Origin of the sequence: Synechococcus sp. HIMB2401, assembly GCF_042883245.1 — a bacterium.
Classification (GTDB): Bacteria; Cyanobacteriota; Cyanobacteriia; order PCC-6307; family Cyanobiaceae; genus Parasynechococcus.
The window spans coordinates 61,303-81,329 of sequence record NZ_JBDJKK010000003.1; the positions used below are offsets into that span (position 1 = coordinate 61,303).

A 20,027-nucleotide genomic window follows, 5' to 3' on the forward strand; every position below is an offset into this window, starting at 1 on the left:
GGAGGAATCCAGGGAACGACTCAGAACGCTGCGTGTTTACGCACGTTCAGGCCTTTGTGAACGCTGAGATTTTCGCCTTCCAACTCAAGGCCGTTGATGGCTGCGATCTCCCCCTTGATTCCCTCCGCCGCAAGGTTTTCGATCATCTTCTTGATCACTTGATCCTCAACGGTGGTGTGATCGATGGAATCAGGAGTGAGCAGCTCAAGGAACTTGCCAACCTTGGAAGCAACAACTTCCGAAGCATTGGAGATCTTGAGAACGATCATGGTTGTCGAGAACTGCTACCCGACAAAGTTAGTGCGGATGGGGAGACTTGAACTCCCACGATGTTGCCACCACTAGTACCTGAAACTAGCGCGTCTACCAATTCCGCCACATCCGCTGGCGTGTCGTGTTCGACCGGATGAACATAGGGCATCGCCGATCCGTGGCTGCCCCGGCCCCGCAACAAACTGTCCAGTTTGGACGCCGGCCGTCTAGACGGTCTCAAAGACTGTTGCCAAAATCCGGACATAGGGGATCAGCTCATCGATGATGGCCGTTGCAGAAGCGTCTCAGGAGAGTCTCAAGCAACGCCTCAATGTCTGCGGCGGACACGCCTTGAAGGGAACGCTTCGCGTCAGCGGCGCGAAGAACTCCGCCCTGGTGCTGATGACAGCCAGCCTCCTGAGTGAGGAGACCATTGAACTGACCAAAATTCCCTCTCTCACAGACATCGATGGCATGAGCGCCATCCTCGAAGCTTTGGGGGTTCAGGTCGACAGGCAGTCGGACTGCATTCGCCTCACCGCCGCCGAGCTCAGTGGCTCGGCCCCTCCCTACGAGCTGGTCAACAGCCTTCGCGCCAGTTTTTTCAGTATTGGCCCCCTGCTCGGACGCCTGGGACACGCGCGGGTCCCCCTGCCAGGGGGTTGCCGCATCGGGGCTCGTCCCGTTGTCGAACACATCCGCGGTCTGAAAGCCCTCGGCGCCGTCGTCAACGTGGAGCACGGAATTGTCACGGCCTCAGTACCCGGCAGCAAAAAACGCCTGACAGGCGCTCAGATCGTGCTCGACTGCCCCAGCGTTGGCGCCACCGAAACCATTCTGATGGCAGCGGTGCTGGCCGATGGGGTCTCCACCATCGAAAACGCTGCTCAGGAACCTGAAGTGCAGGACCTGGCCAACCTGCTCAACAGCATGGGCGCCCAGGTGAGCGGCGCTGGCGGCCCGGTGATCACCGTTCAAGGGGTGGAGCGGCTCCGTGGTTGCACCAACTATTCGGTGATCCCGGATCGCATCGAAGCCGGAACGTTCCTGATGGCGGCGGCCATCACGCGCTCACCACTGGTGGTGGAGCCCGTGATTCCCGAGCATCTCAGCGCTGTGATCCAAAAGCTTCGCGATTGCGGCTGCTCCATCGAGATCAAGGGGAGAGCCGTGACGATCACCCCCGGCGAGATCACGGCCGTGGACATCACCACCCAACCGTTTCCCGGGTTTCCAACCGATCTTCAGGCACCGTTCATGGCCCTGATGTGCACCGCGAAGGGCACCAGCGTGATCAGCGAGAAGATCTATGAAAACCGGCTGCAACATGTGGCCGAGCTGCAGCGCATGGGGGCATCGATTCGGCTCAAGGGCAGCACAGCCATCGTTGAAGGCGTGGCTCAGCTGAGCGGGGCGCCCGTCACCGGCACCGACCTCCGTGCAGCCGCTGCCATGGTGCTGGCTGGCCTCTCCGCTAAAGGAATCACCGAAGTAGCTGGTCTGAAGCACCTTGATCGGGGCTACGACGACCTCGAAGCCAAGCTCAGCGCTGCCGGCGCTGAGGTGAAGCGCAACATCCTCTGAAGAGGGGCCCTTCAATCAATACAATCCCTGAGCGGGAGCCTGGCGGAATTGGTAGACGCAGCTGACTCAAAATCAGCCGGCCACTGGTCTTGGGGGTTCAAGTCCCCCGGCTCCCATCCCTCCGCCGTCATGAACACCTACGGCCGTTTCCCTTTGGCTCTGGCCAAGGGAAAGGGCTGCTGGGTCAAGGACACCCAAGGACGGCGCTACCTGGATGCTGTTGCTGGCATTGCCACCTGCACCCTGGGCCACAGCGACAGGGCCATGCAGCGGGCTTTGCGCAAGCAGCTGGGACGGCTCCAGCATGTGTCCAACCTCTATCGGATTCCGGAACAGGAAGAGCTGGCCAGCTGGCTGGTGCGCAACAGCTGTGCCGACAGCGTCTTCTTCTGCAATTCCGGCGCCGAAGCCAATGAGGCCGCGATCAAGCTGGCGCGCAAGCACGGCCATCAACGGCGCGGCATCGAACAGCCGGTGATCCTCACGGCAGCAGCCAGCTTCCATGGCCGCACGCTCGCGGCGGTCACCGCCACCGGTCAACCCAAGTACCACAAGGGTTTTGAGCCCATGGTGACCGGGTTTGATTATTTCCCCTACAACGATCTGAAGGTCCTCGAAGCCCTGATAAACCGCTACGAACAGTCCGGTCCCTCGATCGCGGCCGTTCTGGTTGAACCCTTGCAAGGAGAGGGTGGCGTCAACCCTGGAGACCGCACTTTCTTCTCACGCCTGCGCGAGATCTGCACGGAGCGGAAAATCCTGCTGATCCTTGATGAGGTGCAGGTCGGCATGGGGCGGAGTGGCCGCCTCTGGGGTTATGAGCAACTGGGCATCACCCCTGACGCCTTCACCCTGGCCAAGGGCCTGGGCGGTGGTCATGCCATTGGTGCCCTGCTGGTGAACGCGTCAGCTGATGTGTTTGAACCCGGCGACCATGCCAGCACCTTCGGTGGGAATCCCTTTGCCTGCCGGGCGGGGTTGACGGTGGCCACCGAAATCGAACGACGAGATCTGCTGACCAACGTCACAGCCAGAGGCGAACAACTGCGCGACGGACTCCAGGAGCTTGTGAACTGTTTCCCCGAACACCTGCAAGGCGTGCGGGGCTGGGGCCTGCTGCAGGGCATCGTGATCCGGGAGGGCAGCCGTTGGACGGCCCCCGCACTGGCGAAAGCCGCCATCGACCATGGTCTGCTGCTGGTGGCGGCCGGCCCCTCGGTGCTGCGCATGGTGCCCCCACTGACCATCAACAAGCGCGAGGTGCGCGAGCTGCTGCGCCGTCTGGCGGCAACCCTCTCCAGCCTCAGCTGAGTGGACGATCTGTCTGATCTGATCCCACGCTTCGACCTGCGTGGCATGGATCTGCAGTTGGATCGCATGGATGCGGCCCTGCACGAACTCGGCCATCCCTGTCGGACGATTCCCGCGATTCAGGTGCTGGGCACCAACGGGAAGGGATCCATCGTCAGCTTTCTGGAATCAGCCCTCTGTGCCGCCGGCCTCCGCTGCGGGGTCACCACCTCCCCTCACCTGGTGAGCTGGTGTGAACGCATCCGGATCCAGGGGACCCCCATTGCGGTTGAAACCCTGCGCAGCCGGTTGCAGGCGCTCCAGCCCCTGAACGAAAGGCATCGGCTCACCCCGTTTGAACTGCTGGTGACCGCCGCCCTGCTGGAGTTCCACCGGCACGCCTGCGAGCTGCTGGTGCTGGAAGTGGGGCTGGGGGGACGGCTTGATGCCACCACGGCCCATCCCTGCCGTCCAGTGGTGGCCGTCGCCAGCATTGGGATGGACCACTGCGAGCACCTGGGACACAGCCTCACCGCCATCGCAACCGAAAAAGCGGCAGCGATCCCGCCTCAGGCCACCGTGATCAGTGGCGCCCAAGCCCCTGAAGTGCAGGAGGTCCTGGAAACAACCTGCCGCACTCAGCAGGCCACGCTCCACTGGGTGAAGCCGCTGAATTCAAGCTGGCAACTGGGCTTGCCCGGCGCCATTCAGCGCAGCAACGCCGCTGTGGCCCTCGGTGCCTTGCAAGCCCTCTCGGGCCTGGGCTGGTCGTTACCTGAAGCGGTGATTCAGGAGGGTTTCGCCACAGCCCACTGGCCCGGTCGCCTGCAAACCGTGCATTGGGGCGTCCACACGCTTCGCCTCGATGGAGCCCACAATCCACCGGCCGCAGTGCAGCTGGCCGAAGAACGCAGCCAGTGGAGTGGTGCCTGCAACGGTGTTGTTTGGGTCCTGGCGATTCAAGCCCATAAGGACGCTGTCGCCATGCTCCAGACGCTGCTGCAGCCCCAGGACCAGGCCTGGATCATTCCCGTGCCGAGCCACAGGAGCTGGAGTCGTTCGGCCCTCCTCCAGGCACTGCCCCAGCTCGAGCACCAGCTGCAAGAGGCCGACGGCCTCGAAAGTGTGCTGCACCAGCTCAGCAGAAATGGATGGCCGACACCGATGCCGATTGTTGCCGGATCGCTGTATCTGATCGGTGACCTGTTCGCTCGCGGCGTTGTAACGGCAGAGTGAGCACAGCTTGGGCGTGAACTGTGCTGCGAATCTCCCGGTTGCTGGGCCTTCTCCTGCCCCTCCTGCTCATGGCTACGCCGGCCCCGGCCTTGGACACCTCAGCTGGAGTGGGACTGCAGGATCGTGCCCTGTTCCAGGAAAAGGTGGACTACACGCTCACCAACCAGAGCAACGGCGACTTCGAGGGGCAGAACCTGGCCAACACATCCTTCGCCGGAGCCGTGGGCCGCGGAGCGAACTTCCGGGGCGCCAACCTGCATGGCGCGATCCTCACCCAAGGGGCCTTTGCCGAAGCTGATTTCCAGGGAGCTGACCTCTCCGACGCCCTGATGGATCGCGCCGACTTCGTCGCCACCGATCTACGCAATGCCGTACTGACGGGGATCATTGCGTCGGGCAGCAGCTTCAGCAACGCTCAGATCGAGGGGGCCGATTTCACGGATGCCCTGCTCGATCGTGATGATCAACGCCGGCTGTGCAGCGAGGCCGATGGCATCAACCCCAGCACCGGAGTTTCCACCTTCGACAGCTTGGGCTGCTGATCCTCAGGAGCGCTCTTCCCAACCTCGAAGCTTGCCGGGATTGAGCAGGCCCTCGGGATCAAAGCGCTGCTTGGCCGCCACCTGATCGGCATCGATGACGCCAAGGCCGCCGTCTTCCACGGTGATCACGTGGGGGTTGAACAACACGGCACCCGCGGCCCTGCAGTCGTCCATCAACCGGTTTAGCTTATCTGCCCCCTGCCAACGCACGAGCGGCAGAGCCGCCAGCCGAGGACAGCCCTGCTGACGCACAAGCTCGAGATGCCAGACCAGGGCATCACCCCAGCGCTGCTTCAAGGCCGCCATCGCTGGGGCCTCCGGTTGCGGCAACAACATCTGCAGGTAGGTCCATCCCGGCTCTGAAGCCCGCACATGCAGGGTGGTGTGGTTCCAGCTCAGCTCGCGCAAGCCATTGCCCCCGGAGAGATCCTCAGGGCCGAGATCCCGCAGGATGGCGCCAGCTGACTGCGCCATCCGTTGCAGGCTGTTGAGCCCATCGTTTGCAACGAGCAACAGCAGCCGGTGCGCCGAGACGGCAGGACCACCCCAGCTGGGCATCCGGGGCAACAGCGGCTGTTCCAGCAGGCTCGCCAAATGGAGATCCAAGGCCGAGGCAGCGATCCGTTGCATCAGCTCAATCGCCTGCTCCCAGTGCTCGCAGTCCACGCTCACCTGGTGCCAGTTGACCGCTGGAGCTGTGGCCAGGCTGAGGGCCGTGATGATGCCGTTGGTGCCGTAGGCGTGATTCAAAGCCTCCGCATCCATCTCGCCGAGTTGATGGCGCCGGGCATCGGGGCGTAGCGGCACGATCTCCAACCCGAGCAGATGACCTGGATCCCGCAGGAAGCCCCAGCGCAGGGAACCGATGCCCCCAGAGCCCCCTGCCACAAAGCCGCCAATGGTGGCGCTGCGCCAGGTGCTGGGCATCAAGCGCAGCTGGCGTCCATGGCGGCGCAACTCCTGATCCAGATCGCGCATCACACAGCCCGATTCCACGGTCACCACCCCGGTGATCGGATCAATCGAGCGGATCTGCCGCAGGGCCGTGGTGAGCATCACCACGCCGCCCTGCAGAGGCACACACTGGCCGTAGTTCCCTGTCCCAGAGCCGCGCAGGGTTAAGGGAACCTGGTGCTCGGCGCAGGCCGAAGCCAGCCGTTCAACGGCATCCACCGTGCGCGGACGCACCACCAACTCAGCACGGCAGGCCTCCAGCCGCGGCGTCAGCACGGGGGAGTACTCAAAGGCATCCCGGGAATGGCGCTGCAGCTCCCCCGGTTCATCCAACAACTCCAGTTCCGGATCAACGCTGAGGGCTTGCCGCAGGGCAATCAAGGCTTCGGCGCGACCCATGGCGTGGCGGAACACTGGTCAGGGTCTAGCGCCTGGCGACGACTGCCAGTGGCCGTCCACGAGAACCTGACGCTGCGGAGCAGAACGGATCAGGTCCGACCATCCCTGGCCCTCCATGCTGATCAGATCGGCAGGAGCGCCGGCCCGCAGCACCCCATCCCATTCCAGTTGAAGAATGGCCGGCGGTGCCGTGGTGAAAGGGGCCAGGCCCAGACGCTGCCAGGGCAACAACTGAGTCAAGGGCATCGATGCAGCCAGCAGGGCCAAGGGGTCGAAGTCGCCTCCCGGGAACCAGGGGTCGGCCACGTTGTCACCCGCCACCGCCACCGGAACACCGGAACGTTGCAACTGACGGATCGGGGCCTGCGGACGCTGAAGGGGGGTGGCATCGTCCGCCCGTGCGAGCAACCAGGCATTGGTCAGGGGCAGGGCAATCACACTGAGCTGCGCTGCTGCCATGCGCTCTGCCAACCGCGCCAGAGAGGACGCCGGCAGAAGGGAAAGACTGCTGGCATGGCTGCAGGTGACGGGAACCTGCACCGGCACGCGCAGCAGGGCCTTCAACAGCTGAACCATGCCCTGCGCCGCACCGTGATCCGCCTCATCGATGTGGAGATCGACGCCGCAGTTGTGGCGATCAGCCAGGCGCAACAACACCTCCAACTGCTCCGTGACCACGGCCGATCCACAAGGAGGTGTCAGAACACCACCAAGACAGCCGCCACTGGCGGCCACACGACGCGCCAGAGCATCCGCTTCAGCTGAACACCAGAATTCCAAGGGCACCAGCGCCACCAGCTGCAAGTCGATGCGGCGGCGCCAGCGCTGCTGCAGAGTGAGCAAGGCATCCCAGCTGGGCTCAGCACCAGGGCCACCACTGTCCACATGGCTGCGCATGGCCCGCAGCCCATGGGCGAATGCTCTCTCCATGGCGCGTTCTCCGCGTTGAAGCACGCAGGCCACGGTTCGGGAGCTGTGCTCCCGCAGGTTGGCCTCCAGGGCACCCCCGTAGCTGCCGCTGAGGTTGGGATGCTCCTCCCAGGTGTAGGCCTTGTCCAGATGGACATGGCAGTCGACCAAGCGCGGCAACACCATTCGAGACGGTGGCACGCGTTCGGCAGACAGGGGCTGGGGCTCCCGCAGACGCCCCTGCTCCCAAGCCAGACGCACTGGCGTCAGCCCTTGCTTCTCAACCTCCGGCAAGGGCATTGAAGGGGCGAAATCCAGCAGTGCCAGGGGCGCCCAGGCCTCAAGGACGCCACTCCCCGGCTTGGACTCAAGCGACGGGACGTCCATCACCGCTCAGCACCGTTGCTGGCATCGGTGCTGAGGACCACGAAACGACCGGCCACACCAAGGCTGAGCACTTCAAAACCAGGCAGGCGCAGACCGGGCAGCATCTCTTTCCTTTCCATCCGGGTGGAATACAGACTGGCCACCAACAAGTTTCGACGGGTGGTGAACTGACCCGCCAACGCCGCCAGTGCATCCCGCTGGGAGGCAATTAGCTCAGGGCAATTGCGAATCCAGAGACGCAGAACCATCGGCAGGGTCGGCTCGTCGCACAGTTCCTTGGTGCCCAACCGGACCAGCTGATCACCGGCATGGGTTTGATAGTCCTCCAACGACGGGTTGGACACCACCAGCGAGAGCACCCCGACCGCTGCAATCCCCCCCGCCAACATCGCCAGAGCAGACCGACCTTGCGGACGCGATGAAGGGGACACCAGGCAGGCTGCAGCTCGTGTTGGTAGATTCTCACGGACGCGGCGGGCGTCGCCAAGTGGTTAAGGCAGCGGCTTGTGGCGCCGCTATTCGGGGGTTCGAATCCCCTCGCTCGCCCTCTCAACAACTCAACAAAGCCCTGAGTAGCGGTTCTGCTCCCCAGCGGATCGGATCCGTGCAGGGCAGACCAAGCGTCTGGCGGATGCGCTCCACCTCGTCTCGAGCCTGAGCCTCATCAAGGCGGCCGGTGTTGAGGGCGACAGCGGCCACCTTGGCTGGCTCAGCAGCCCCATCAGGCCGCGCCCAGCTCGCCAGGGATTCTGTGGTGGCCACCAAGGCCTCAAGGTTTGGAAGCGGGATCTCAGGCAGCCGATCGATGGTCTGCTGTGCTGCCCGATGCACGAGCAACAGGGCCGTCGGCTGCGTGCCCCGCAACAAGGGCAACGTGGCCGTGGAGGCCGGATGGCAGAGCGATCCCTGCCCCTCCACCAGCACAAGGCCCTGCTCAGGCAGAGCAGCCGCCGCGCGAAGCACCGCCGCCTCCACCGCACCCGCGGCGTAATCGACGCGCACAGCATCCAGGGCGACCCCTTCTCCGCTGATCAGAATTCCGGCCTGCCCTGTACCCACAAAGCGCGCGGGGATCCCGGAGCGCTGGGCTGCCTCCAGGAGAGACAAGCATGCGCTCATCTTGCCGACAGCCATATCGGTGCCAATGGCCAGAAGGCGCCAGCAGGGAAGCTCTGCGGCGCGTGCCTGGCCAACGTTGAGTCCTTCCGGCTCCCGGCGCAGATCCCAGATCCAACGGTCGGGCCAGCAGGCGTCTGCCAGTTCAGGATCATCGGCCAGGCGGGTGTGAAGTCCGCTGGCGAGATGAAGGCCTGCGCGCAACGCCGCCAAGGCGTCGTGGCGAACAGGATCAGGCAGCCGCCCCCCCGAAGGAGCCAGGCCAACCACAGCAACCTCAGGCTCGTAGGGCAGAGCAGCAGACAAGTCCGCCACCACCGGCACATCACGCTCGATGCCGGTGACGCGTTGCAGAGACTGGCCCGCATGGTCGGGATCGATCACCGCGACGATCGGTCCAGCACGGTGTCGGAGCATGGCCAGACCGGTCTTGCCGGTGAGGCTGGCCAAACCACCGTGTTGGAGCAGCACCAACCGCATTTCCCGAAATCCCGACGGCGCTTGAATCCCGCTCATCACGCTGCTGTGCCTCCTGCCTGGCGGATCCCCAATCCAGCCATCGCCGAAGGCCGCAGACGATCGTCCTGCAACTCAAGGCCAACAAAGGGGTCATCCACCAAGTTGAGATGGCTGTCGAGATCCGGCCAACGAATCAGAGGCAAGATCTGGGCCGCTGCACCGTTCAACAACGAACTGTCGGAGTAGCAACCCACCATCAGATCCAGCCCCTTCTTCTGCGCCACTTGGGCCATTGACAAGGCCTGACTGAGCCCCCCGGTCTTGAGCAGCTTGAGATTCACACCATCCACCACTGGGGCCAGGCGCAGCAGATCCTCCAGATCCCAGCAACTTTCATCCGCCACCAAGGCCATCGGACAGTGCGGGTGCAGCGCCGCGAATCCCGCTGTGTCCCGCGTGGGATCCAAATCTGGAGCCAAAGGCTGCTCCAGCAGCACCACCTGTTGTGCGGCCAGGGGCTCCAGCATTTGCCTGGCCTGATTCACAGTCCATCCGCCATTGGCATCCACCTGCAGTTCGATGGCGACACCCTCCCGCTGGGATCGATCCTTGATGGCCTGGGCCACCGCTTCCAACATGCTGAGGTCGTGGTCCAAGCCGTCGGGGCTGCCCAGCTTGAGCTTCACCCGCGTCGCCGGCAGCTGCGTCCACCAGCGTTCGAGACGATCCAACACGGCATCCACAGAAGCCAGTCCCAGGGTGACGCTGGTGGCCACACCCTCGGCTGGGTCCAATCCCCAGAGCCGCCACAGCGGATGGCCGAGCCGTTGCCCATGCCAGTCCCACAAGGCCAGATCGACAGCACAACGGGCCGGGGGACTCAGGGATGCAAGCAGGGGCTCAAACCGTTGCGGACGGTGGGGATCCAGAGCTTCCAGTTGCGGCAAAAGCCCCAGCAGTTCCTGTTCCACAGCCTCAAGGGCAAAGGCTCGGTGGCCGGTCTCAAATCCCCCGGTCTCGCCGCGGCCCACCAGCCCATCACGTTCCAACCTGAGCTCCAACCGCACCACGGCAGCGGTGGTGCCCCGGCTGATCGTGAGGGGCACGGCCTTGGTGAGCGAAAACCGAGTGAGGGCCCAGCCCATCGCCATCCGGCTGTCAATCTCCAAACTGACACAACACCGCTGTGACTCACACTGAGAAGGCTTGAGCCAGAGATTTGGTCGCCTCCGCCCCCCTCGCCACTGACGCCACCGCCAACCCCCAGCGGGGCAGCTATTGGATCACCACGTTCGGCTGCCAGATGAACAAGGCGGATTCCGAACGGATGGCGGGAATCCTGGAGGCCATGGGCTACCGGGAGGCGTCAGCCGAACTGGATGCCGATCTGGTGCTTTACAACACCTGCACCATCCGGGACAACGCCGAGCAGAAGGTTTACAGCTACCTCGGCAGACAGGCCCAGAGGAAACGCAGCAACCCCAATCTCACCCTGGTGGTGGCGGGCTGTGTTGCCCAGCAGGAGGGCGAATCCTTGCTCCGGCGGGTGCCGGAGCTGGATCTGGTGATGGGACCGCAACACGCCAATCGCCTGGAAACCCTGCTGCTGCAGGTGGACAGCGGTCAGCAGGTGGTCGCCACCGAAGACCACCACATCCTTGAAGACATCACCACGGCCCGCCGGGACAGCAGCATCTGCGGCTGGGTGAACGTGATCTATGGCTGCAACGAACGTTGCACCTACTGCGTGGTGCCCTCCGTGCGCGGCAATGAACAATCACGGCTGCCCCAGGCGATCAAGCTGGAAATGGAGGGTCTTGCCGCCCAGGGCTACAAGGAAATCACCCTGCTCGGCCAGAACATTGATGCCTATGGCCGGGATCTGCCGGGCATCACGCCGGAGGGTCGCCGCCAACACACCCTCACCGATCTGCTCCATCACGTCCACGACGTGGAGGGCATTGAACGGATCCGTTTTGCCACCAGCCATCCGCGCTACTTCACCGAGCGGCTGATCGATGCCTGTGCCGACCTGCCCAAGCTCTGTGAACACTTCCACATTCCGTTTCAGAGCGGGGACAACGACGTGTTGCAGGCCATGGCCCGGGGCTACACCGTTGAGCGCTACCGGCGGATCATCGACCGCATCCGTGAGCGCATGCCCGATGCCTCCCTCAGTGCCGATGTGATCGTTGCCTTCCCTGGCGAAACCGATGCGCAGTACCGCCGCACCCTCGATCTGATCGAAGAGATCGGTTTCGATCAGGTGAACACAGCGGCCTATTCACCCCGGCCCAATACCCCTGCAGCCCATTGGGACAACCAGCTGCCGGAGGAGGTGAAGGTGGAACGCCTTCGCGAAATTAATGCCCTGGTGGAACGCTGCGCCCGCAAGGCCAATGCCCGCTACGAGGGGCGCACGGAAGAAGTGCTTGCGGAGGGCATCAACCCCAAGGACCCATCGCAGCTGATGGGGCGAACCCGCACCAATCGCCTGACCTTCTTCAGCTCCACCGGAGCGGATGGTCGTGCCTATCAAGCGGGCGATCTCGTGCCGGTGCGCATCGATGCGGTGCGCTCCTTTTCACTCAGCGGCAGCCCCCTGCCCCACTGAGCACAACGCTGATACCTTTGGCGCTCCCACCGCTCAGGGGTCGCCGCATTCATGCCGTCCAGTCCCATCACGGTCGGGCTCGTCTTTGGAGGCCGCTCTGGAGAGCATGACGTGTCGATCCGATCTGCGGCGACCGTCGTCCGAGGCCTGCGCAGCGGGCAGAACCGAGAGCGATACACGGTGCAGCCGATCTACATCGACCGTGATGGTCGCTGGTGGGGAACAGATCTGTCCGAAGCAACCCTGGCCTCCGAAACCGCACCGGAGCTCAACCCACCTCTGCCCCCATCAGGATTCCAGGGGTTCCCGGAGGGATGTGATGCGGTCGAACTCTGGTACCCGGTGCTGCATGGTCCCAATGGAGAAGACGGCACTATTCAGGGGTTGTTCCAGCTGACCGGCAAACCGTTCGTTGGTGCCGGCGTGCTCGGCTCAGCTGTCAGCATGGACAAGCAGGCGATGAAATCTGCTTTCGCCAGCGCCGGGCTGTCCCAGGTGCCCTATGTGGCCCTGCACGCGTCCGAACTCGAGAACGCGATCAGCCGATCGGCCCTCATGGATCGGATTAAACGTGAACTGAACTACCCCTACTTTGTGAAGCCCGCCAATCTCGGCTCCTCGGTGGGCATCAGCAAGGTGCGTTCCCGCCAAGAACTGGAAGCAGGCCTCAATCAGGCTGCAGCGCTCGATCCAAGGCTGGTGGTGGAGCAGGGCGTCAACGCCCGAGAGGTGGAATGCGCCGTCCTGGGGGGACGCATGCTCGAAGCGTCGGTGATCGGTGAGGTTCGTTTTGATGCGGACTGGTACGACTACGAGACGAAATACACCGCAGGGCGCAGCACCACGTTGATTCCCGCTCCTCTGCCGGATGAAGTAGCTGACCGCATCCGCGCCCAGGCCCTGCAGGCCTGCGCTGCCGTGGGCGTCAACGGCATGGGTCGGGTGGATTTCTTCTACGACGACGCCAACGATCAGCTCTGGATCAACGAAATCAACACCCTGCCTGGTTTCACGGCCCAGAGCATGTTCCCGATGCTCTGGGCGGCCAGCGGCGTAACACTCGAACAGTTGGTGCACAAACTGATCCAAACCGCAGGAGAATGAACGCAGCGTCCTTCGCCTACCCATGAGCCACGGACTGCTCTGGTTTCCTCTGCTGCTGGCCTTTGTGCTGCTGGCATCTCTCGGATGGCTGGAACGGCGGCGCCAAAACCTGTTTCGCACCTGGGCCGAAGGCTCCGAACTCGCCAAGCTCGATGGTTGTGGTGGTGCCCGTCTGAAAGACGGAGAACTGCACTGGAGCAGCTTCGAGGCGGGAAGTTTTCAGGATCAGGGCTCGTTTGACGTCTGCAAACTCGAGCTTGTGGAGCTGATGTCGCTGGCGTCCGGTGATGCGCCCCTCACCGATGAATCCCAGGGGCGTTGTCGGCTGCGCCTTATCGGCAAAGATCTGCAGATGGATGTGCCCTTCTCTGATGCCGACCGCGCGCGCAGCTGGGGTGAGCAGCTGATGGCACGGGCCCGATGCGACCTGTGAGCCGGGTTTCGAGAAACAACAAATCCTCCCAACGGCCGGTTTCCGCGCAGGTCGCTCGGCGCCGGGACTTACGCCGGCAGCGCCGTCAGACCCTGTTGCTTCAGCTCTGGCGCTTTGTGGCCTTGCTGCTGCTCAGTGGCGGATTCAGCTGGATCTTGCTGCGCCATGGCTGGACGCTGCGGAGCCCTGAGGCAGTGATCCTGACGGGTGGTGCTGCCCTTGAGACCAATCAGGTGATCGAGGCGGCCAAGCTGCGCCTTCCATCACCCCTGCTGGAGGTCAGTCCGAGGGAACTGGAACAACACCTGGTCGGGGCTTTACCGGTTCACAGCGCTCACGTGCAGCGCCGAATGTTCCCCGCTCGCCTCGTCATCAGCCTGAAGCCGGAGATTCCCATCGCACGCGCTGAGCGTCGTGGACCCGCTGGACGGGAACGGGGGCTGCTCAACGCCGCAGGTGGATGGATTCCCCTGAGCGACGCCGTAGCAGATCCGCTCACAGACATCATGGTGCGGGGATGGAATGCCCCGCAACGCGGTCAGGTCGCTGCGCTGCTGCAACAACGGAATCGCATCGGCGGGATGCTGAAAGCCATCGTGCTTGATCCCAACGGCAACATCAGTCTGATCACCACCGAGCTGGGCCGGATTGATCTCGGTGGCGAACCGGCCCTCCTGAATGCCCAGATCGAAACGATCCTCCATCTGAACAAGACGTTTCCAAAGCACCTGCGCGGAGCCCATCACAGCAGCCTTGATCTCAGCAATCCGGACCGCCCGGAACTGCAACTGCCGGCGCCCCCCGCCCCCCAAGCAGCCCAAAACTGAACCCTGAAATCTTCGGGTGGAAAATCTGGAGACCACAACCTCAGCGCCGGGTTTGTGATCTCTTGAAGCCGAGACAAGGCTTCAGGGACATAATGCAACGCAACCACACGGTTCTGCCTCGACGATGGAGATGGTGAGCGGCTCAGGGTCTTTCACGGCAGCTGGTATCCAGCCCAGCCAGTCCGCCCGCATCGAGGTCATCGGCGTTGGGGGTGGCGGCAGCAATGCCGTCAACCGCATGATCCTCAGCGACCTTGAGGGGGTTGGATACCGCGTTCTCAACACCGATGCCCAGGCCCTGATCCAGTCGCAGGCCCAGCAACGGCTGCAGTTGGGGCAGACCCTGACCCGCGGACTGGGTGCCGGCGGCAACCCCACCATCGGCCAGAAGGCAGCTGAGGAATCCCGCACGGATCTGCACGATGCACTGCAGGGCTCCGATCTGGTGTTCATTGCCGCTGGCATGGGCGGTGGAACGGGGACTGGTGCAGCACCAGTGGTGGCCGAAGTCGCCCGTGAAGTCGGTGCTCTCACCGTGGGCATCGTGACCAAGCCGTTCAGCTTCGAGGGCCGTCGTCGCATGCGTCAGGCCGACGAAGGCATCGCTCGGTTGGCGGAACACGTGGACACCCTGATCGTGATCCCCAACGACCGCCTGCGTGATGCCATCGGCGGAGCTCCCCTTCAGGAAGCCTTCCGGAGTGCGGACGACGTCCTGCGCATGGGCGTCAAAGGCATCAGCGATATCATCACCTGCCCGGGCCTGGTGAACGTTGACTTTGCTGACGTTCGCTCCGTGATGACCGAAGCAGGCACAGCACTGCTGGGCATCGGCATCGGTTCCGGTCGCTCAAGAGCCGTGGAAGCAGCCCAAGCCGCGATTGCAAGCCCGCTGCTGGAAACCGAGCGCATCGATGGCGCCAAGGGCTGTGTGATCAACATCAGCGGTGGTAAAGACATGACCCTGGAGGACATGACCACTGCTTCCGAGGTGATCTACGACGTTGTTGATCCCGAAGCCAACATCATCGTGGGCGCTGTGGTGGATGAGGCCCTCGAAGGGGAAATCCACGTCACGGTGATCGCTACAGGCTTCGAGAACAAGCAGCCTTACCGCAGCGAGCGCAGCCGCTCCGTGCCCGGAATGCTGAATCGTGGGGAGCCCGAAGAGAACGGCGCCCGCATTCCTGAGTTCCTGCGTCGCCGTCAGCAACAGGACAACGGCAGCTTGTGAGATCGCTGTCAGGCCCAGCGGTCTGACAGCTCACTTGAATGTGGTGACCCGGAACCCACGCCTGCCCTGAGCATCCCGTGTGGCTGCTCCCTTCCGGTCCTGACCAGATTTGGGCGTCAGAGCCGCATAGGCCCGAATCGACCGAATGCTAGCAATGAGCCCCCGAGGGGTTCTGAAGCTGCATGCGTCCTTCTGATCTGACCCGCTTCAAGCAGAAGGGCCAACCCATCGCCGTGCTCACCGCTTGGGACAGCCTCTCTGCAGCTCTGGCCGAGGCCGCCGGTGCAGACGTGCTGCTGATCGGTGATTCACTGGCGATGGTGGCGCTGGGCCATGCCACAACACTCCCGGTGAGCCTGGACCAGATGCTTCATCACACCCAGGCGGTGGCCCGGGGATTGACGGCCATGCCGGCCGACCAGCCCCTGCTGGTCTGTGACCTGCCCTTTCTCAGCTACCAGTGCGGCGAAGACCGCGCCGTGGCGGCTGCAGGGCGTTTGTTGAAGGAGTCCAGCGCAGCGGCGGTGAAATTGGAGGGGGCGGAACCCGAGGTTGTCGCCGTAATCGACCGTCTGGTGCGCATGGGCATTCCCGTGATGGGGCATCTGGGCCTCACCCCCCAGGCCGTGCATCGCCTGGGGTACAGGCGCCAGGCCACGGACGCCATCAGCCAGGAACGCCTGGTTGATCAGGCGCGCACCCTCGAGCAGAAGGGCTGCTTCTCCCTGGTGTTGGAACATGTTCCTGCCGAGCTGGCGTGCCGGGTGCAGCAGGCCCTGACCATCCCGGTGATCGGCATCGGGGCAGGTGACGGCTGCGACGGCCAGGTGCGCGTCACCGCAGACCTGCTGGGGCTCACCGCCAAACAACCTCCCTTCAGCCCAGCGCTGGTGGATGGCCGCCGCCTGTTCATCGACGCGTTGAAGGGTTGGGTCCAGCAGACCCGGAACAACACTCTTCCCACCACAGAATCACCTCAATCAGCACCTGATTGCTGAGGGCCATGCCCTCGGGGTCGGTGAGGCACCAACGGCCTGCCCGCTGCTGCAGCCATCCACGCTCAACGAACGGTTGCCAGCGGTGCTCAAGGGCGTCGGCATCAAGACCTTGAAGGGTCACCCCTTCCCGGCGCCGCAGACCCACCAGCAATTGATCATCCAGAGGGAGCCCAGCCTCGGCGACTGATTCCTCAGGAGGATGATCCAGCCATTCCGCGTAGGCGGCGCGGGTGCGGGGTCGCGCCAAACGCACCCCCCAGGGTGCTGATGTCGCTCCCATACCAAAACCCCACCAGCCGGCACCGCTCCAGTACACCCGGTTGTGACGGGAGGCATGGCCCGGACGGGCATGGTTGGAAATCTCGTAGCGGCTGAGTCCAGCAGCCGACAGCCGTTGTGTGGTCCGCTCCATCAAGGCAACGGCCAGGTCGTCCTCCGGCAGCTGCAACAGGCCAAGCGTTCGTTGGCGATCAAACACCGTGCCCGGCTCCACCGAGAGGTCGTAAATCGAGAGATGGGGAGCCTGACTGGCAATGGCCTGATCCAACTGCGCATCCCACCCGGCCAGGGTCTGGCCCGGGAGGTTCTGGATGAGATCGAGACTCCAGGACCGAAGCGCGCCATCGCGCCAGGCCAGAACCAGCCAGTCGATCGCCGCATGGAGGTCGCTCTGGCGATGCCGACGCCCCAGCTGCTCGAGCACAGCATCATCAAAGCTCTGCCCCCCCAGGCTGATGCGGTTCACGCCATGGGCCAGAACGGAGGCCAACTGCGCGGCATCAAAGGTGGCCGGATCCATCTCCAGGGTGATTTCCGCACCCGGTTGAAGACCGAATTTGTTGGCCAAGGCATCGATCAGTGCTCCGATCTGATCGGGGCACAACAGCGATGGCGTTCCCCCGCCGATATACACGGTGGATAAGGGAGGACCCCCTGGGGCAGAGGCGATTTCCCGATGCAGCAGGCTCAGGTACTCACGGATCGAGCGACTGCCAGGCCCATCGTCAGCGCGGGCCTGGTCCCCCAAGGGAACCACTGCGAAATCGCAGTAGTAACAGCGCCGGTGGCAGAAGGGAATGTGGAGGTAGGCGCTGCGGGGCGGGATGGGATAAGGCATGCTTCTGGCATCCGGATCGAGCTGCCACGACCTGAACCCATGGTGGATCCGCTCATCCTGCTTCTGTTTGTGGTTTCCGGTGCAGCTGCCGGGTGGATGGGGATTCACTTGCTGCCCGACGGCCTGGTGAGTGCAACCACCAATGCTGAACAGTTGCGTCTCCAGCTCAGCGGAGCTGGCGGTGGCATTGGCTTGATCGCCGGCCTGGTGTTCAAAAAGCTGCGGGTGCGCCTGATGCAACAGGTGCGCACCATGCCCACCGATCTGCTGGTGAGCCGGGCTGTCGGCCTGATCCTGGGGTTGCTAGTGGCCAACCTGCTGCTGCTGCCTGTTCTGCTGCTTCCGTTCTCCGGAGGAATTGTTCTGCTCAAACCCCTTCTGGCGGTGGTGAGCAATGTCTTTTTTGGAATTCTCGGAAGCAACCTGGCGGAAGTTCACGGCCGCACGCTGCTGCGCCTGTTCAATCCCGCGAGCACGGAGGCGCTGCTGGTGGCTGATGGGGTGCTGACCCCCGCCACGGCCAAGATCCTGGACACCAGCGTGATCATCGATGGCCGGATCCGCGGCATGCTCGCCTGCGGATTGCTGGAAGGGCAGGTGATCGTTGCCGAATCGGTGATCGATGAGATGCAGCAGCTGTCGGATTCCACCAACATCGAAAAGCGGGCCAAGGGCCGACGTGGCCTGAAGCTTCTGAAGGATCTGCGGGAAACCTACGGGCGGCGGTTGGTGATCAACAGCACCCGTTACGACGGCAAGGGAACGGACGACCGATTGCTGCAGTTGGCATCCGACACCGGCGGCACGCTGGTGACCGCAGACTTCAACCTGGCGCAGGTGGCCCAGGTCAAAGACCTGAAGGTGATGAATCTGAGTGAGCTGGTGATCGCGTTGCGGCCTGAAGTGCAACCAGGCGATGAGCTCAAACTCAAGATCGTGCGAGAGGGCAAGGAAGACAGCCAGGGTGTCGGCTACCTCGATGACGGAACGATGGTGGTGGTCAACGAGGCGAAATCGCTGATCGGCCAACGCAAACCTGTGGTGGTGACCGGTGCCCTGCAAACCCCAACCGGGCGCATGGTGTTTGCACGGTTGGACGAGAACGATGCATCAACCGACACCAAGCCCTCATCCAAATCGAAAAGTCAGGGAAAACCGGCCAAAACCAGCAACCGCAAGCCCGCTGACCCCGGCTAGGCTCGCTCCACCGCGATGGTGGAGATGACAACTTCGGCCCCGTACTACGGCGACAGCGCCGTGATGCGCACACCACCTCCTGACCTTCCCTCACTCCTGCTCAAGGAGCGGATCGTCTACCTGGGCTTGCCCCTGTTCTCTGACGACGACGCCAAGCGTCAGATGGGCATCGATGTGACTGAGCTAATCATTGCGCAGCTGCTTTATCTGGAGTTCGACAACCCAGAGAAGCCGATTTACTTCTATATCAACTCCACTGGCACCAGCTGGTACTCGGGTGATGCGATCGGATTCGAAACCGAAGCCTTCGCCATCTGCGACACCCTCCGCTATGTGAAGCCTCCGGTGCACACCATCTGCATCGGCCAGGCCATGGGCACGGCGGCAGTGATTCTTTCGGCAGGGACCAAAGGTCAACGGGCCGCGTTGCCTCACTCCTCCATCGTTCTGCACCAGCCCCGCAGCGGCGCCCGCGGCCAGGCGACGGACATCCAGATCCGGGCCAAAGAAGTGCTGCACAACAAGCAGGCGATGCTCGAGATCCTCTCCACCAACACAGGTCGTTCTGTGGAGGAGCTGAGCAAGGACTCCGACCGGATGAGCTACCTCACCCCTCAACAAGCCGTTGAGTACGGACTGATCGACCGCGTGCTCAGCAGCCGCAAGGACCTGCCTGGCAATCCCCCCGTCTGACCGACGGCATCAGACCCAACCCTCCTGCCCTTCCTTCATCAACGTTCTGAACCATGCCGATCGGTACCCCCAGCGTTCCCTACCGCCTACCCGGCAGCCAGATGGAGCGCTGGGTCGATATCTACACCCGTCTCGGGGTGGAGAGGATCCTCTTCCTTGGCTCTGAGGTCAATGACGGCATCGCCAACAGCCTGGTGGCCCAGATGCTCTATCTGGACTCGGAAGACAGCAGCAAGCCGATCTACCTGTACATCAACTCCCCCGGCGGCTCCGTCACGGCTGGACTGGCGATCTACGACACGATCCAGTACGTCAAGAGCGAAGTGGTGACCATCTGCGTTGGCCTTGCTGCCTCCATGGGTGCCTTCCTTCTCGCCGCTGGCACCAAAGGCAAGCGGGTCGCCCTGCCCCACAGCCGGATCATGATTCACCAGCCCCTCGGCGGCACCAGCCGTCGCCAGGCCAGTGACATCGAGATCGAAGCACGGGAGATCCTGCGGATGAAGGAGATGCTCAACCGCTCCCTGGCCGACATGAGTGGCCAGAGCTTTGAAAAGATCGAGAAGGACACCGACCGGGACTACTTCCTCAGCGCCGAAGAAGCCAAGGAATACGGCCTAATCGACCGCGTCATCTCCCATCCGAACGAGGCCTGAACCGAACGGGGCAGGCCGCTGCGTAA

General features: G+C 63.3%; 20 protein-coding genes, 3 tRNA genes and 1 other RNA gene. 15 read left to right on the forward strand and 9 right to left on the reverse strand.

What is annotated here, in order from left to right; all coding sequences use genetic code 11:
* Positions 1 to 20: 20 nt before the first annotated feature.
* Both AAXE93_RS08275 and AAXE93_RS08280 read right to left on the reverse strand, forming a co-directional pair.
* Positions 21 to 269 carry a hypothetical protein gene (locus AAXE93_RS08275; RefSeq protein ID WP_188021927.1) on the reverse strand — a complete coding sequence of 83 codons (249 nt, stop codon included), beginning with the start codon at positions 267 to 269 and terminating at the stop codon, positions 21 to 23.
* A gap of 32 nt (positions 270 to 301) precedes the next feature.
* A tRNA-Leu gene (locus AAXE93_RS08280) sits at positions 302 to 385 on the reverse strand.
* Between the two features lie 149 nt (positions 386 to 534).
* Between AAXE93_RS08280 and murA the strand changes: the two genes are divergently transcribed.
* From murA to AAXE93_RS08305, 5 genes are all read left to right on the forward strand, one after another.
* The gene (gene murA / locus AAXE93_RS08285) at positions 535 to 1,836 is read left to right on the forward strand and encodes a UDP-N-acetylglucosamine 1-carboxyvinyltransferase (protein ID WP_390129906.1); all 1,302 of its coding nucleotides are present in this window, start codon (positions 535 to 537) and stop codon (positions 1,834 to 1,836) included.
* Positions 1,837 to 1,869: 33 nt separating this feature from the next.
* A tRNA-Leu gene (locus AAXE93_RS08290) sits at positions 1,870 to 1,952 on the forward strand.
* A gap of 13 nt (positions 1,953 to 1,965) precedes the next feature.
* Complete coding sequence (locus AAXE93_RS08295) at positions 1,966 to 3,147, forward strand: aspartate aminotransferase family protein (protein ID WP_390129907.1); 1,182 nt, start codon at positions 1,966 to 1,968, stop codon at positions 3,145 to 3,147.
* Positions 3,148 to 4,362: a bifunctional folylpolyglutamate synthase/dihydrofolate synthase gene (locus AAXE93_RS08300; RefSeq protein WP_390129908.1), complete on the forward strand. Its 1,215-nt coding sequence runs from the start codon at positions 3,148 to 3,150 to the stop codon at positions 4,360 to 4,362.
* Positions 4,363 to 4,430: 68 nt separating this feature from the next.
* Positions 4,431 to 4,904 (forward strand): pentapeptide repeat-containing protein, encoded by a 474-nt coding sequence (locus AAXE93_RS08305; RefSeq protein WP_244278601.1) that lies wholly within the window; start codon positions 4,431 to 4,433, stop codon positions 4,902 to 4,904.
* A 3-nt stretch (positions 4,905 to 4,907) separates the two neighbouring features.
* Here the strand turns inward: AAXE93_RS08305 and AAXE93_RS08310 are convergent, their stop codons facing one another.
* From AAXE93_RS08310 to AAXE93_RS08320, 3 genes are read right to left on the reverse strand one after another with little or no spacing between them, the layout of a single operon-like run.
* Positions 4,908 to 6,257 carry an FAD-binding oxidoreductase gene (locus tag AAXE93_RS08310; protein WP_390129909.1) on the reverse strand — a complete coding sequence of 450 codons (1,350 nt, stop codon included), beginning with the start codon at positions 6,255 to 6,257 and terminating at the stop codon, positions 4,908 to 4,910.
* Positions 6,258 to 6,275: 18 nt separating this feature from the next.
* On the reverse strand, positions 6,276 to 7,553 hold the full coding sequence (locus tag AAXE93_RS08315; protein WP_390129910.1) for an amidohydrolase family protein: 1,278 nt from the start codon (positions 7,551 to 7,553) through the stop codon (positions 6,276 to 6,278).
* The gene (locus tag AAXE93_RS08320; protein ID WP_390130235.1) at positions 7,553 to 7,942 is read right to left on the reverse strand and encodes a DUF4359 domain-containing protein; all 390 of its coding nucleotides are present in this window, start codon (positions 7,940 to 7,942) and stop codon (positions 7,553 to 7,555) included. The genes AAXE93_RS08315 and AAXE93_RS08320 overlap by 1 nt, the downstream gene beginning before the upstream one ends.
* Before the next feature lie 84 nt (positions 7,943 to 8,026).
* On the opposite strand from AAXE93_RS08320, the gene AAXE93_RS08325 reads away from it, so the two are divergent.
* A tRNA-His gene (locus AAXE93_RS08325) sits at positions 8,027 to 8,099 on the forward strand.
* A gap of 3 nt (positions 8,100 to 8,102) precedes the next feature.
* Here the strand turns inward: AAXE93_RS08325 and AAXE93_RS08330 are convergent.
* Together AAXE93_RS08330 and AAXE93_RS08335 are read right to left on the reverse strand one after the other, a co-directional pair.
* Positions 8,103 to 9,185: a DUF1611 domain-containing protein gene (locus AAXE93_RS08330; RefSeq protein ID WP_390129911.1), complete on the reverse strand. Its 1,083-nt coding sequence runs from the start codon at positions 9,183 to 9,185 to the stop codon at positions 8,103 to 8,105.
* A complete protein-coding gene (locus AAXE93_RS08335; RefSeq protein WP_390130237.1) occupies positions 9,185 to 10,273 on the reverse strand; it encodes a dipeptide epimerase in 1,089 nt (362 codons plus the stop codon). Before AAXE93_RS08335 ends, AAXE93_RS08330 begins: the two co-directional genes overlap by 1 nt.
* Before the next feature lie 74 nt (positions 10,274 to 10,347).
* On the opposite strand from AAXE93_RS08335, the gene miaB reads away from it, so the two are divergent.
* From miaB to ftsZ, 5 genes are all read left to right on the forward strand, one after another.
* On the forward strand, positions 10,348 to 11,742 hold the full coding sequence (gene miaB, locus AAXE93_RS08340; RefSeq protein WP_390129912.1) for a tRNA (N6-isopentenyl adenosine(37)-C2)-methylthiotransferase MiaB: 1,395 nt from the start codon (positions 10,348 to 10,350) through the stop codon (positions 11,740 to 11,742).
* Positions 11,743 to 11,793: 51 nt separating this feature from the next.
* Positions 11,794 to 12,846 (forward strand): D-alanine--D-alanine ligase family protein, encoded by a 1,053-nt coding sequence (locus tag AAXE93_RS08345; protein WP_390129913.1) that lies wholly within the window; start codon positions 11,794 to 11,796, stop codon positions 12,844 to 12,846.
* 22 nt (positions 12,847 to 12,868) lie between these two features.
* Positions 12,869 to 13,279: a hypothetical protein gene (locus AAXE93_RS08350; RefSeq protein WP_114988446.1), complete on the forward strand. Its 411-nt coding sequence runs from the start codon at positions 12,869 to 12,871 to the stop codon at positions 13,277 to 13,279.
* The gene (locus AAXE93_RS08355) at positions 13,267 to 14,106 is read left to right on the forward strand and encodes a cell division protein FtsQ/DivIB (protein WP_390129914.1); all 840 of its coding nucleotides are present in this window, start codon (positions 13,267 to 13,269) and stop codon (positions 14,104 to 14,106) included. Before AAXE93_RS08350 ends, AAXE93_RS08355 begins: the two co-directional genes overlap by 13 nt.
* Before the next feature lie 124 nt (positions 14,107 to 14,230).
* A complete protein-coding gene (ftsZ, locus tag AAXE93_RS08360) occupies positions 14,231 to 15,340 on the forward strand; it encodes a cell division protein FtsZ (protein ID WP_115008739.1) in 1,110 nt (369 codons plus the stop codon).
* 41 nt (positions 15,341 to 15,381) lie between these two features.
* Here ftsZ and ffs read toward each other — a convergent pair.
* An RNA gene (gene ffs / locus AAXE93_RS08365) (signal recognition particle sRNA small type) lies at positions 15,382 to 15,479 on the reverse strand.
* Positions 15,480 to 15,522: 43 nt separating this feature from the next.
* On the opposite strand from ffs, the gene panB reads away from it, so the two are divergent.
* Positions 15,523 to 16,338, forward strand: coding sequence for a 3-methyl-2-oxobutanoate hydroxymethyltransferase (gene panB, locus AAXE93_RS08370; RefSeq protein WP_115008738.1), 816 nt, complete (start codon positions 15,523 to 15,525; stop codon positions 16,336 to 16,338).
* Here panB and hemW read toward each other — a convergent pair.
* Positions 16,250 to 17,455 carry a radical SAM family heme chaperone HemW gene (gene hemW / locus AAXE93_RS08375; RefSeq protein WP_186495721.1) on the reverse strand — a complete coding sequence of 402 codons (1,206 nt, stop codon included), beginning with the start codon at positions 17,453 to 17,455 and terminating at the stop codon, positions 16,250 to 16,252. The two genes, panB and hemW, sit on opposite strands and share 89 nt — an antisense overlap.
* A 39-nt stretch (positions 17,456 to 17,494) precedes the next feature.
* Between hemW and AAXE93_RS08380 the strand changes: the two genes are divergently transcribed.
* Genes AAXE93_RS08380 through AAXE93_RS08390 form a run of 3 tightly spaced genes read left to right on the forward strand, consistent with a single transcriptional unit; the run spans position 17,495 to position 20,001 of the window.
* Entirely contained in the window at positions 17,495 to 18,652 is a 1,158-nt protein-coding gene (locus AAXE93_RS08380; protein WP_115008736.1) for a PIN/TRAM domain-containing protein, read from the forward strand.
* Between the two features lie 24 nt (positions 18,653 to 18,676).
* Positions 18,677 to 19,345 carry an ATP-dependent Clp protease proteolytic subunit gene (locus AAXE93_RS08385; RefSeq protein ID WP_114988632.1) on the forward strand — a complete coding sequence of 223 codons (669 nt, stop codon included), beginning with the start codon at positions 18,677 to 18,679 and terminating at the stop codon, positions 19,343 to 19,345.
* A 53-nt stretch (positions 19,346 to 19,398) separates the two neighbouring features.
* A complete protein-coding gene (locus AAXE93_RS08390; protein WP_006851781.1) occupies positions 19,399 to 20,001 on the forward strand; it encodes an ATP-dependent Clp protease proteolytic subunit in 603 nt (200 codons plus the stop codon).
* The last annotated feature ends 26 nt before the right edge of the window (positions 20,002 to 20,027 follow it).